General features: G+C 68.6%; 15 protein-coding genes. 2 read left to right on the forward strand and 13 right to left on the reverse strand.

Translation table 11 applies throughout. The annotated features are described in order from the left end of the window. The first annotated feature begins 13 nt into the window (after positions 1 to 13). Complete coding sequence (locus tag ACH4ZX_RS13330) at positions 14 to 961, forward strand: DUF389 domain-containing protein (RefSeq protein ID WP_398271741.1); 948 nt, start codon at positions 14 to 16, stop codon at positions 959 to 961. A gap of 38 nt (positions 962 to 999) precedes the next feature. Here ACH4ZX_RS13330 and glmM read toward each other — a convergent pair whose 3' ends face one another. From glmM to rplM, 3 genes are all read right to left on the reverse strand, one after another. Continuing rightward, positions 1,000 to 2,358: a phosphoglucosamine mutase gene (gene glmM / locus ACH4ZX_RS13335; protein ID WP_398271743.1), complete on the reverse strand. Its 1,359-nt coding sequence runs from the start codon at positions 2,356 to 2,358 to the stop codon at positions 1,000 to 1,002. 184 nt (positions 2,359 to 2,542) lie between these two features. Beyond that, entirely contained in the window at positions 2,543 to 3,055 is a 513-nt protein-coding gene (gene rpsI, locus ACH4ZX_RS13340; RefSeq protein WP_030173946.1) for a 30S ribosomal protein S9, read from the reverse strand. 42 nt (positions 3,056 to 3,097) lie between these two features. Beyond that, positions 3,098 to 3,541 carry a 50S ribosomal protein L13 gene (gene rplM / locus ACH4ZX_RS13345; RefSeq protein WP_324789173.1) on the reverse strand — a complete coding sequence of 148 codons (444 nt, stop codon included), beginning with the start codon at positions 3,539 to 3,541 and terminating at the stop codon, positions 3,098 to 3,100. Positions 3,542 to 3,864: 323 nt separating this feature from the next. Between rplM and ACH4ZX_RS13350 the strand changes: the two genes are divergently transcribed. Next, positions 3,865 to 4,746: a hypothetical protein gene (locus ACH4ZX_RS13350; protein ID WP_398271745.1), complete on the forward strand. Its 882-nt coding sequence runs from the start codon at positions 3,865 to 3,867 to the stop codon at positions 4,744 to 4,746. A 12-nt stretch (positions 4,747 to 4,758) separates the two neighbouring features. Here ACH4ZX_RS13350 and truA read toward each other — a convergent pair whose 3' ends face one another. From truA to secY, 10 genes are all read right to left on the reverse strand, one after another. Continuing rightward, complete coding sequence (gene truA, locus ACH4ZX_RS13355) at positions 4,759 to 5,613, reverse strand: tRNA pseudouridine(38-40) synthase TruA (RefSeq protein ID WP_398271747.1); 855 nt, start codon at positions 5,611 to 5,613, stop codon at positions 4,759 to 4,761. 79 nt (positions 5,614 to 5,692) lie between these two features. Then, the gene (gene rplQ, locus ACH4ZX_RS13360) at positions 5,693 to 6,217 is read right to left on the reverse strand and encodes a 50S ribosomal protein L17 (RefSeq protein ID WP_398271749.1); all 525 of its coding nucleotides are present in this window, start codon (positions 6,215 to 6,217) and stop codon (positions 5,693 to 5,695) included. Between the two features lie 219 nt (positions 6,218 to 6,436). Beyond that, entirely contained in the window at positions 6,437 to 7,459 is a 1,023-nt protein-coding gene (locus tag ACH4ZX_RS13365) for a DNA-directed RNA polymerase subunit alpha (RefSeq protein WP_003966937.1), read from the reverse strand. A 249-nt stretch (positions 7,460 to 7,708) separates the two neighbouring features. Continuing rightward, on the reverse strand, positions 7,709 to 8,113 hold the full coding sequence (gene rpsK, locus ACH4ZX_RS13370; RefSeq protein ID WP_003956432.1) for a 30S ribosomal protein S11: 405 nt from the start codon (positions 8,111 to 8,113) through the stop codon (positions 7,709 to 7,711). A 64-nt stretch (positions 8,114 to 8,177) separates the two neighbouring features. Beyond that, positions 8,178 to 8,558: a 30S ribosomal protein S13 gene (rpsM, locus tag ACH4ZX_RS13375; protein ID WP_351890887.1), complete on the reverse strand. Its 381-nt coding sequence runs from the start codon at positions 8,556 to 8,558 to the stop codon at positions 8,178 to 8,180. A 195-nt stretch (positions 8,559 to 8,753) separates the two neighbouring features. Further along, the gene (rpmJ, locus tag ACH4ZX_RS13380; RefSeq protein ID WP_003998809.1) at positions 8,754 to 8,867 is read right to left on the reverse strand and encodes a 50S ribosomal protein L36; all 114 of its coding nucleotides are present in this window, start codon (positions 8,865 to 8,867) and stop codon (positions 8,754 to 8,756) included. 59 nt (positions 8,868 to 8,926) lie between these two features. Further along, positions 8,927 to 9,148: a translation initiation factor IF-1 gene (infA, locus tag ACH4ZX_RS13385; RefSeq protein WP_003948620.1), complete on the reverse strand. Its 222-nt coding sequence runs from the start codon at positions 9,146 to 9,148 to the stop codon at positions 8,927 to 8,929. A gap of 150 nt (positions 9,149 to 9,298) precedes the next feature. Then, positions 9,299 to 10,135, reverse strand: coding sequence for a type I methionyl aminopeptidase (map, locus tag ACH4ZX_RS13390; RefSeq protein ID WP_398271751.1), 837 nt, complete (start codon positions 10,133 to 10,135; stop codon positions 9,299 to 9,301). Between the two features lie 98 nt (positions 10,136 to 10,233). Then, positions 10,234 to 10,896 (reverse strand): adenylate kinase, encoded by a 663-nt coding sequence (locus tag ACH4ZX_RS13395; RefSeq protein WP_398271753.1) that lies wholly within the window; start codon positions 10,894 to 10,896, stop codon positions 10,234 to 10,236. Next, the gene (secY, locus tag ACH4ZX_RS13400) at positions 10,896 to 12,209 is read right to left on the reverse strand and encodes a preprotein translocase subunit SecY (protein WP_398271755.1); all 1,314 of its coding nucleotides are present in this window, start codon (positions 12,207 to 12,209) and stop codon (positions 10,896 to 10,898) included. The genes ACH4ZX_RS13395 and secY overlap by 1 nt, the downstream gene beginning before the upstream one ends. Positions 12,210 to 12,287: the final 78 nt, after the last annotated feature.

Raw genomic sequence — 12,287 nt, forward strand, 5'->3', positions numbered from 1 at the left:
CTACGCTGCGGCCATGCTGCATGTGCGCCTGATCACGCCGTCCGGGAGGACCGACGACGTGGTCCGCCTCATAGAGAAAACCGTCGGGACCGCCCACCTGGTCGTGCTGCCGGGGGCCGCGCGCAACCCGGCCGGGGACGTCGTGCTGTGCGACGTCGCCCGCGAGGCCGGCGACGAGCTCCTGTCCGAGCTGCAGGAGCTGGGCCTGGACCGCGAAGGCTCGATCGCCGTCGAGAACATCGACCTGTCCCTGTCCGAGCGCGCCGAGAAGGCCGAGGAGGAGGCGCCCGGCGAGGCCGCGGACGCGGTCCTGTGGGAGCACCTCACCGACGCCACGCACGAGGAGTCGACGCTCTCCGTCACCTACGTGTCCTTCATCGTCCTCGCGACGATGATCGCGGCCTGCGGTGTCGTGCTGGACAACGCCATCCTGATCGTGGGCGCCATGGCGGTGGGCCCGGAGTTCGGCCCGCTGGCCGGCATCTCCACCTCGATCGTGCAGCGGGCCCCGCGCCTCGCGCTGCGCTCCGCGGTCGCGCTGCTGGTGGGCTTCGCCCTGGCGATGGCGGCGACGGTGGGCTTCAGCCTCTTCATGGACGCGCTCGGCCTGTTCTCGGAGGCGAAGCTGGAGGGCGAGCGCCCCCAGACGAGCTTCGTCTACGCACCCGACGCCTTCAGCTTCATCGTGGCGGTGCTGGCCGGCGCGGCCGGCACGCTCTCCCTGACCTCGGCCAAGTCCGGCGCCCTGGTGGGCGTGGCCATCTCGGTCACGACCGTCCCCGCCGCCGCCAACGCGGCCATCGCGCTGAGCTACGGCGACACGAAGCAGACCTGGGGCTCCACGGAGCAGCTGCTGCTGAACCTGCTGGGCATCGTGCTGGCCGGCACGCTGACGCTGCTGTCCCAGAAGTGGTTCTGGACCAAGCAGCGCGAACGACTCAGCAGGCGCCCGGGGCAGTGAACCCCGGGCGCCCCACGCGGTGACCCGGTGGGCCGGTGCTAGCCCAGCGCCGACTTCACCGCGTCGGCGAGCCGCTCGGCCACCGACCGCGCCTGCTCGATGTCCGCGGCCTCGACCATCACGCGGACCAGCGGCTCGGTCCCGGACGAGCGCAGCAGCACCCGCCCGGTCGCGCCCAGCTCCCGCTCGGCCTCGGCGACGGCGGCGGCCAGTTCCGCCGATGTCTTCACCCGGGACTTGTCCACGTCCGGCACGTTGATCAGCACCTGCGGCAGCCGCTCCATGACGGACGCGAGGTCCTTCAGCGACCGCCCGGTCTCGGTGACCCGGGCGGCCAGCATCAGGCCGGTCAGCGTGCCGTCGCCGGTCGTCGCGTGGTCCAGGATGATCACGTGCCCGGACTGCTCGCCGCCGAGCGCGTACCCGTGCTGCTTCATCTCCTCCAGCACATAGCGGTCGCCGACCGCGGTCTGGACGAGCTTCAGGCCCTCCCGCTCCAGCGCCAGCTTGAAGCCCAGGTTCGACATGACCGTCGCGACGACGGTGCCGGAGCGCAGTGCGGAACGCTCCCGCATCGCCAGCGCGAGCACGGCCAGGATCTGGTCGCCGTCCACCTCCTCGCCGGTGTGGTCGACGGCGAGGCAGCGGTCGGCGTCGCCGTCGTGGGCGATGCCGAGGGCGGCGCCGTGCTCGACGACGGCCGCCTTCAGCTTGCCGAGGTGGGTGGAGCCGCAGCCGTCGTTGATGTTGAGCCCGTCCGGCTCGGCGCCGATCGTGATCACCTCGGCGCCGGCCCGCGAGAACGCCTCGGGCGAGACCCGGGCGGCGGCGCCGTGCGCCTCGTCGAGGACGACCTTCAGCCCGTCGAGGCGGTTGGGCAGTACGGCGATCAGGTGGGCGACGTACTTGTCGAAGCCCTCCTCGTAGTCCCGTACGCGTCCGACGCCCGCGCCGGTGGGCCGCTCCCAGGGCTCACCGTGCCGGTGCGCGTCGTACACGGCCTCGATGCGGTCCTCCAGGTCGTCGGCGAGCTTGTGGCCGCCGCGCGCGAAGAACTTGACGCCGTTGTCGGGCATGGCGTTGTGGCTGGCGGAGAGCATCACGCCGAGGTCGGCGCCGAGCGCGCCGGTCAGGTACGCGACCGCCGGCGTCGGCAGCACGCCGACCCGCAGCACGTCCACGCCCGCGCTCGCCAGGCCCGCGACCACGGCCGCCTCCAGGAACTCCCCGGACGCGCGCGGGTCCCGTCCGACGACCGCCGTCGGGCGGTGGCCATCGAAGGTGCCCGCCTCGGCCAGTACGTGCGCCGCGGCCACGGAGAGGCCGAGCGCCATCTCCGCCGTCAGGTCCGCGTTGGCGACGCCGCGCACGCCGTCCGTGCCGAAGAGTCGTCCCACTTGTCCTCCTGAGAAGCGTCAGTTTCGGAAGCGCCTGACGATGGATGACAAGCATCCGATCACACAAGCCGTTGAGCATCTTGTGCCGTTATACGCCCCCGATGGCGATAAACGAATGCCCCGACAGCACAGTGGCGTGCCGCCGGGGCGTTCGTACGAGCAGGCAGCTGCGAAGCAGCCGGGTTTAGCGCTTGCTGTACTGCGGGGCCTTGCGGGCCTTCTTCAGACCGGCCTTCTTGCGCTCGACCGCACGGTCGTCGCGGCGCAGGAACCCGGCCTTCTTCAGCGGGCCGCGGTTGTTGTCGACGTCGGCCTCGTTCAGCGCGCGGGCGACACCGAGACGGAGCGCACCGGCCTGGCCGGAGACACCGCCGCCGGCGATGCGGGCGATGACGTCGTAGCGGCCCTCGAGCTCGAGGACCTTGAACGGCTCGTTGACTTCCTGCTGGTGCACCTTGTTCGGGAAGTAGTCCTCGAGGGTGCGCCCGTTGATCTTCCACTTGCCGGAGCCCGGAACGATCCGGACGCGGGCGATGGCGTTCTTGCGGCGGCCCAGGCCGGCGGCCGGCTGGGGCTCACCGAAGCGCGAGGCGAGGGACTCGGAGGTGTACTCACCCTCCACCGGAACCTCGGACTCGGTGGTGTAGCTGTCGATGTCAAGCTCTTCGAGCGGCTGCTCGGCAGTGGTCTCGGCCACGATGCTCCTCAGATTCTCTTCAGTCTTAGGGGGTGGCCGGAATTACTGCGCGACCTGGGTGATCTCGAACGGAACCGGCTGCTGGGCAGCGTGGGGGTGGTTCTCGCCCGCGTAGACCTTCAGCTTCGTGAGCATCTGACGGCCCAGGGTGTTCTTGGGGAGCATGCCCTTGACGGCCTTCTCGATGGCCTTCTCGGGGTTCTTGTCCAGCAGCTCGTCGTAACGGACGGAGCGCAGACCACCCGGGTAGCCGGAGTGGCGGTACGCCATCTTCTGGGTCCGCTTGTTGCCGGAGAGGTGCACCTTGTCGGCGTTGATGATGATGACGAAGTCACCGGTGTCGACGTGCGGCGCGTAGATCGGCTTGTGCTTGCCGCGGAGAAGAGACGCGGCGGTCGTGGCCAGACGGCCCAGGACGACGTCCCGAGCGTCGATGACGTGCCACTGGCGAGTCACATCGCCGGGCTTGGGGCTGTATGTACGCACTTCGCAGCCTTTTTCTTCAGTGGATGGGTGCTGACACGTGGCATCACTGAAGCGATCGTGCAGCTGGGGACGACAATGCCGGGGACGCTGCCCGTATGCCGCCCACTGGTAACTGCTCCAGGGAACCTAGGTATGGGCCTCTCGCGTGAGAACGAGCGAGCCAATACACAACGAAGATGCAGGATACCGGGGTCGCACGTACGGGTCAAAACGAGCCCTCCTCGACACGGACGGGCCGAGATGTGCCGCCGTGCCGGAAAGGTCCCCGCGGCAGGTCCCGCGGCCACCACCGGGCCCGCCAACCCCCGTCTAAGATGCGCCCCATGAGCTTCGGGCAGCAGGGGGGACCCCCGTCCCAGTGGGATCCCTGGAAACCGCATTCCCAGCAGCCGTGGAACAACGGCAACAGCGGCGACACACCGGACTGGGCCGCGCTCGCCGAGGCGTCCGAGACGCGCAACAAACGGCGCCGGCTGCTGTTCATCGGCGGCGGCGCCGTCGCCACCATCGCGATAGGCACCGCCGTCGCGATGGCCGTGGTGTCCGCGAACGACGACAACGATGCCTCGAACCGGACGACCGGGCTCCCCTCGACGGCGGACATACCGAGCAGCAGCACGGCGGTCCCGTCCTTCGAGCCGACCAGCGCCCCGCCCCCGCTGGACCCGAAGGAGTTCGTCTCCAGCAAGACCAAGGACACCGCCCCGCTCGACGTCCAGGCGCTCTTCCCGGGCACGCAGCTCACCATGGGCTCGACCGTGTACAAGAAGGGCCCGACCGCGGACACCACGAACTGCGCCTCGGCCGCCCAGGGCACCCTCCCGAAGGTGCTCACCGCCAACAAGTGCACCCGCCTGATGCGGGTCACCTACGTCAAGGACGGCGTCGCCGTGACGGTCGGCGTGGCCGTCTTCGACACCGAGGCCGCGGCGACCAGCGCCAAGGGCCAGGCGGACAAGCAGAGCATCGTCAGGTCCCTGGCCGGCAAGGGCGTCAAGGCCTTCTGCAACGGCGCCGTCTGCCGCTCCACGACCAACTCCTACGGCCGCTACGCCTACTTCACCATCACCGGCTTCACCAGCGGCAAGGACGTCACGACCAAGGACACCGCGGTCTTCTCCACCGGCGACGACCTGGCCCAGTTCACCTTCCGCCAGATCCGCCGCCGCGGCGAGGCCCAGGCGTCGGCGGCGGCGAACCAGTAGCCGGGCCGGGCGTCAGCAGCACCCGGCCCGGGGCAGCGTCCGCTTGTTGCGGGCCTCCCTGCTGCGCGCGGCCAGCAGCTCGTCGGCCGGGTAGCCGACCTCCTCCAGGGTCAGCCCGTGCGGCCGTACCACGTGCACGGCGGAGTCCCGTACGCCGGCCGCCAGCACCTTCCCGGGCCAGTCGGTCCCGCGGTGCCCGTCGCCCACGAACAGCAGCGCGCCGATCAGCGAGCGCACCATGTTGTGGCAGAAGGCGTCGGCGCGGACGGTCGCGGTGATGATCCCGTCGTCGCCGCGCGCGAGGCCGAGCTCCTGGAGCGTGCGGATCGTCGTCGCGCCCTCCCGCTTCTTGCAGTAGGCGGCGAAGTCGTGCTCGCCGAGCAGCGCCCGCGCCGCCTCGTTCATGGCGTCGACGTCCAGCGGCCAGTCGTGCCACAGGACGTGGTTCCGCAGCAGCGGGTCGACGCCGCCGGGGTTGTCGGTGACCCGGTAGGCGTAGCGGCGCCAGACCGCGGAGAAGCGGGCGTTGAAGCCGCTGGGCGCCTCCCTGAGCGCCCACACCCGCACGTCCTTGGGCAGGCGGCCCGCGAGCCGCTTGAGGAGCTTGTCGTGGTGCTCGCCCCAGACCTCGCGCGGCAGATCGACGTGCGCCACCTGCCCCCGGGCGTGCACCCCGGCGTCGGTCCGCCCCGCCACCGTCAGCTCGTACGTCTCCCTGGACCGGGTGACCGTCCGCAGCGCGTCCTCGATCTCCCCCTGCACGGTCCGCCGGCCGCCGGCCTGCCTGGCCCAGCCGGAGAAGTCGGTGCCGTCGTAGGACAGGTCGAGGCGGACGCGGACGTAACCGGGCTGTACTTCGTCACTCACCCCTGGATCCTCTCAGGAACACGGAAGCGGGCCCGCCCCGAGGGGGGCGGGCCCGCTTGCGTTTGCGTCAGGCAGAGCCTCAGGCGTCCTTGGACTCCTCGGAGCCCTCGGCGGCCTCGTCGGCCGGCTTGGCGTCCTCGACCGGGGCCTCGTCGGCCTTGGTCTCCTCCGCCTTGGCCTCCTCGGCCTCCTTGACCGCACGCTTGGTGGCGGCCTCGGCCTCACCGGTCGCCTGCTGCGCGACGGTCAGCGCCTCGACCAGCTCGATGACGGCCATGGGCGCGTTGTCGCCACGGCGGTTACCGATCTTGGTGATGCGGGTGTAGCCACCGGGACGGTTCTCGTAGCGCGGGCCGATCTCGGTGAAGAGCGTGTGGACGACGCTCTTGTCCGTGATGACCTGGAGCACCTGACGGCGGTTGTGAAGGTCGCCCTTCTTCGCCTTGGTGACCAGACGCTCGGCGTACGGGCGCAGCCGGCGCGCCTTCGCCTCGGTGGTGGTGATGCGGCCGTGCTCGAACAGCGCCTTCGCGAGGTTCGCGAGGAGCAGCTTCTCGTGCGCGGCGCTGCCGCCCAGACGGGCACCCTTGGTGGGCTTCGGCATGTTCTTTCTCCTGTATGTCTGCCCCGGCCGTATCAGGTACCGGAGTCAGTATCCGAGCGGGCGGTCGCCTGTCGGAGATCCGGGAGCAGCCCCGAAGGGGCGCTCCCGGAAGGGGCGCGGGGCGGTGTCGATATGCGACTCCGTCGCGCGAGCGCGACCAGCCACAGCGCACCCGCACCCGCACCCGCACCCAAGAACGGACCCAGAAGGCCCGAGCTCTTAGTACTGCTCGGTCTCGACGAAGCCCGCGTCCGCGTCGTCGTCCGCCCCGAAGGCGTCCGCCGCGGCGGTGGGGTCGAATCCGGGCGGGCTGTCCTTCAGGGCCAGGCCCATGCCGGCCAGCTTCGCCTTGACCTCGTCGATGGACTTCGCACCGAAGTTGCGGATGTCCAGCAGGTCGGCCTCGGAGCGGGCGACGAGCTCACCCACGGAGTGGATGCCCTCACGCTTGAGGCAGTTGTAGGAGCGGACCGTGAGCTCCAGCTCCTCGATCGGCAGCGCGAGGTCGGCGGCCAGGGCGGCGTCCGTCGGGGACGGGCCCATGTCGATGCCCTCGGCGTCGATGTTGAGCTCGCGGGCCAGACCGAACAGCTCGACCAGGGTCTTGCCGGCCGACGCCATGGCGTCACGCGGACGCATGGCCTGCTTGGTCTCGACGTCGACGATCAGCTTGTCGAAGTCGGTGCGCTGCTCGACACGCGTGGCCTCGACCTTGTACGTGACCTTCAGCACGGGGCTGTAGATGGAGTCGACCGGGATACGGCCGATCTCCTGGCCCACCTGCTTGTTCTGCACGGCGGAGACGTAACCGCGGCCGCGCTCGACCGTCAGCTCCATCTCCAGCTTGCCCTTGCCGTTGAGCGTGGCGAGGACGAGGTCGGGGTTGTGCACCTCGACACCGGCCGGGGGCGCGATGTCGGCGGCGGTGACCAGACCCGGGCCCTGCTTGCGCAGGTACATCACGACCGGCTCGTCGTGCTCCGAGGAGACGACCAGCTGCTTGATGTTGAGGATCAGGTCGGTGACGTCCTCCTTGACGCCCGGCACGGTGGTGAACTCGTGCAGCACGCCGTCGATCCGGATCGACGTGACCGCCGCACCGGGGATCGAGGACAGGAGGGTCCGGCGGAGGGAGTTGCCGAGGGTGTAGCCGAAGCCCGGCTCCAGCGGCTCGATCACGAACCGGGAGCGGAACTCGTCGACGACCTCTTCGGTCAACGAGGGACGCTGAGCGATCAGCATGTGTGGAGATCCTTCATTCGTGGACGCCCGCTATTTGACGCCCGACGGAAACCGCGCCCGTGAAAAGCGCGGGTACTGCAAGGGTACGGGCGATACGGCGCTTTGACAGTGCCGTACCGCCCGGTCCCGAAGCCGTGAAGCGGCGAGCGTCAGACGCGGCGGCGCTTCGGCGGACGACAGCCGTGCTGCGACATTGCGGGGGACGACCCCCGCACCCCCAGCAGGAGGCCCGCCCGCTGCACCGCAGCGTCAGACGCGGCGGCGCTTCGGCGGACGGCAGCCGTTGTGCGGGGTCGGGGTGACGTCCTGGATGGAGCCGACCTCGAGACCCGTCGCCTGCAGGGAGCGGATCGCGGTCTCACGACCGGAGCCCGGGCCCTTGACGAACACGTCGACCTTGCGCATGCCGTGCTCCTGGGCGCGGCGGGCGGCCGACTCGGCGGCCATCTGCGCGGCGAACGGCGTGGACTTCCGGGAGCCCTTGAAGCCGACATGGCCGGCGGAGGCCCAGGAGATCACGTTGCCGGACGGGTCCGTGATGGAGACGATCGTGTTGTTGAACGTGCTCTTGATGTGCGCGTGGCCGTGAGCGACGTTCTTCTTTTCCTTGCGGCGCACCTTCTTGGCAGCGCCCTGACGACCCTTGGGGGGCATCTATTACTCCTACGGGAGGTGGTCGGTCCTGCAGCGAAGACCGTGGACAGGCGTCCGCTGAGGACTACTTCTTGCCCGGCTTCTTCTTGCCGGCGATGGCGCGACGCGGGCCCTTGCGGGTACGGGCGTTGGTGCTGGTGCGCTGACCGCGGACCGGCAGACCGCGGCGGTGCCGCAGACCCTGGTAGCAGCCGATCTCGACCTTGCGGCGGATGTCGGCCTGGATCTCGCGACGGAGGTCACCCTCGGTCTTGATGTTGTTGTCGACGTACTCGCGGATCGCGACGAGCTGCTCCTCGGAGAGGTCGCGAACGCGGGTGTTCGGGTCGACGCCGGTGGCGTCCAGCGTCTGCTTCGAGAGGGTCCGGCCGATGCCGAACACGTAGGTGAGGGCGACCTCCACGCGCTTTTCGCGCGGGATGTCAACACCGGAAACGCGTGCCATTCAATGGCTCCAGTTGATCTTCGGAGGTCTTCCGCAGCACCGGCTCCCGGCCGCCGTATCAGGTACGAACCGGGTCCCCGGCCTCCGAACCGGGGGTGTCGGGCGATCGCTCGCCCGGGTCCTGCGTATGAACAATTCAGCTCGCGTCGCGCGAATCCCTGCGATGTCGATGCAGAGGGATCGGTCGATCGTGCGTCAGCCCTGGCGCTGCTTGTGGCGCGGGTTCTCGCAGATGACCATGACCCGACCGTGACGGCGGATCACCCTGCACTTGTCGCAGATCTTCTTGACGCTCGGCTTGACCTTCATGGGATTGAGGTTCTCCGGGTCAGTGCCACCACCCCGCCGAAGCGGAGTGCGGGCAAGATCTACTTGTACCGGTAGACGATCCGGCCACGCGTCAGGTCGTACGGAGACAGCTCCACCACGACCCGGTCGTCAGGGAGGATGCGGATGTAGTGCATGCGCATCTTGCCGCTGATGTGTGCCAGGACCTGGTGGCCGTTCTGGAGCTCGACCTTGAACATGGCGTTCGGCAGAGACTCGACGACAGTGCCCTCGATCTCGATGGCACCTTGCTTCTTGGCCACGCTTCGCCCTTCGAATCGACTACCTTGATCGACTCTCTCGCGTCCCTTACGGGCGCATGCGGACATGCGGGTGCACGAGAGCCGACGAGTCAGTCTACGTCAGCGCACCCGGAAAGACGAATCGAGGAAGTCTGCCCCAGACAGAGATCATTAAGCGAGCGGGTCCGGAGCGGCCGTGACGCCGTACTCCGCCAGCTTGGCCCGGCCGCCGTCCGGGGCCGTCAGGACCAGCGGGCCCTGCTCGGTCAGGGCCACCGAGTGCTCCCAGTGGGAGGACCAGGTGCCGTCCGTGGTGATGACCGTCCAGTCGTCGTCCAGGACCTCCGTCTTCGGGGTGCCCAGGGAGACCATCGGCTCGATGGCCAGGCAGAAGCCGGGGACCAGCTTGGGGCCCTTGCCGCGGCGCCGGTCGACGTAGTTCAGCAGGTGCGGGTCCATGTGCATCTCGGTGCCGATGCCGTGGCCGCCGTAGTCCTCGATGATGCCGTAGCGGCCGCCGCCGGGCTTGGGCTGACGGCGGATGTACGTCTCGATGGCGCGGGAGACGTCGACGAGCCGGTTGCCCTGCTTCATCGCCGCGATGCCGGCCCACATGGACTCTTCCGTGACCCGGGAGAGCTCGATCAGCTCCGGGGCGTGACCGGAGCCGACGAACGCCGTGTACGCGGCGTCGCCGTGCCAGCCGTCAATGATGGCGCCGCAGTCGATGGAGATGATGTCGCCGTCCTTGAGGACGACCTCGTCGGACGGGATGCCGTGGACGACGACCTCGTTGACCGAGGTGCAGATCGTCGCCGGGAAGCCGCCGTAGCCGAGGAAGTTCGGCTTGGCGTTGTGCTCGGCGAGCACCTTGCGCGCCACCTGGTCCAGGTCCCTGGTAGTGGCCCCGGGCACGGCGGCCTCGCGGGTGGCCGCGTGGATGGCGGCGACGACCAGCCCCGCCTCACGCATCTTGGCGATCTGCTCGGCGGTCTTGATCTGCACCATGGGGGCCCTGCGCTCTCCGTCACTCGCGTCAACCGGTTACTGCACAACAGTACGGCCGTGACGCCCATCCGGGTGCCACGGCCGTACCGGACCGACGACTACTTGTCGTCGTCCTCGCGCTTGAGCGCCTCCAGGGCGCGCTGCGTGATCTCCTCGACCGGGCCGAGGGACGAGATCGTGACGACCAGCCCCTGCGCCTTGTAGTAGTCGATGATCGGCTCGGTCTGCGTGTGGTAGACCTCGAGCCGCTTGCGGACCGTCTCCTCGGAGTCGTCGTCGCGCTGGTACAGCTCGCCACCGCAGACGTCGCAGACGCCTTCCTGCTTCGGCTTGCTGTACGTCACGTGGAAGACGTGGGAGGAGTCGTTGCGGCAGATGCGCCGGCCGGCGATCCGCTTGACGACCTCTTCCTCGGAGACTTCCAGGTCGAGAACCGCGTCCAGCTTGATGGCCTCGGTCGTCAGCAGTTCGTCGAGCGCCTCGGCCTGCGAGACGTTGCGCGGGAAACCGTCGAGCAGGAAGCCGCCCTCGGCGTCCGGCTGCTCCATCCGGTCCTTCGCCATCGCGATCGTGACCTCGTCGGGAACGAGGTTGCCTGCGTCCATGTAGGACTTGGCGAGCTTGCCCAGCTCGGTCTGCTGGCTGATGTTGGCCCGGAACAGGTCGCCCGTGGAGATGTGCGGGACGCGCAGCTTCGCGGCGAGGCGCGTGGCCTGCGTGCCCTTTCCGGCACCTGGCGGCCCGACGAGGACGATTCGCATCAGCGGAGGAACCCTTCGTAATTGCGCTGCTGGAGCTGGCTCTCGATCTGCTTCACCGTCTCGAGACCGACACCCACGATGATCAGGATGCTGGTCCCACCGAACGGGAAGTTCTGGTTCGCCCCAAACCCAACCAACGCCATCGTCGGCACGAGAGCGATCAGACCCAAGTACAGCGAACCCGGCCAGGTGATCCGGTTGAGTACGTAGCTCAGATACTCAGCGGTCGGTCGGCCAGCCCGGATGCCCGGGATGAAACCACCATACTTCTTCATGTTGTCTGCGACTTCCTCGGGGTTGAAGGAGATCGCCACGTAGAAGAACGCGAAGAAAACGATGAGCAAGAAGTACGAAGTGATGTAAATCGGGTGATCGCCCTTGGTCAGGTTCTGCTCGATCCAGGTCTTCCAGCTCGAGTTGCCTCCGGAGAACTGGGCGACCAGCGCCGGAATGTAAAGCAGCGACGACGCGAAGATGACGGGGATCACACCCGCCTGGTTGACCTTCAGCGGAATGTAGGTCGACGTCCCGCCGTAGGAACGACGGCCGATCATGCGCTTGGCGTACTGCACCGGGATCCGGCGCTGGGCCTGCTCGACGAAGACGACCAGACCGACCATGACCAGGCCGACGAGGATGACGGTGCCGAACTCGATCCAGCCGCCCGCCAGGGTGCCCGACTTCTTGATGGCCCACAGGGCCGAGGGGAAGGTGGCGGCGATCGAGATGAACATCAGGATCGACATGCCGTTGCCGATGCCGCGGTCGGTGATCAGCTCACCGAGCCACATGACGACGGCCGTACCGGCGGTCATGCAGACCACCATGGTGATGGTGGTGAAGATCGCCTGGTCGGGGACGATGCTCGACGCGACGGTGCAGCCGCTGAAGAGGGCGCCGCTGCGGGCGGTGGCCACCAGGCCGGTGCCCTGCAGGATCGCGAGCGCCACCGTCAGGTAACGGGTGTACTGGGTGATCTTCGCCGTGCCGGCCTGCCCCTCCTTCTTGAGGGCTTCCAGACGCGGGATCACCACGGTCAGCAGCTGCAGGATGATACTCGCCGTGATGTACGGCATGATGCCCAGCGCGAAGACCGTGATCTGCAGCAGCGCGCCGCCGCTGAACATGTTGACCAGGCCGAAGAGGCCCTGGTTGCCGGAGGCCTCGTCCACGCACTGCTGGACGGCCGTGTAGTTGACGCCGGGGATCGGGATGTGGGTACCGACCCGGTAGACCACGATGATGCCGAGCGTGAAGAGCAGCTTCTTGCGCAGGTCGGGCGTCTTGAACGCCCGGGCGAACGCGGTGAGCACGGTGCCTCCTGCGACCCCCGCGCAACAGCGTCAAGGGTGACGGTCTTGAGGTTCGACGAATAAGGAAGTGAACAGTGC

It is taken from the genome of Streptomyces sp. NPDC020490, assembly GCF_044335305.1.
Taxonomy (GTDB): domain Bacteria; phylum Actinomycetota; class Actinomycetes; order Streptomycetales; family Streptomycetaceae; genus Streptomyces.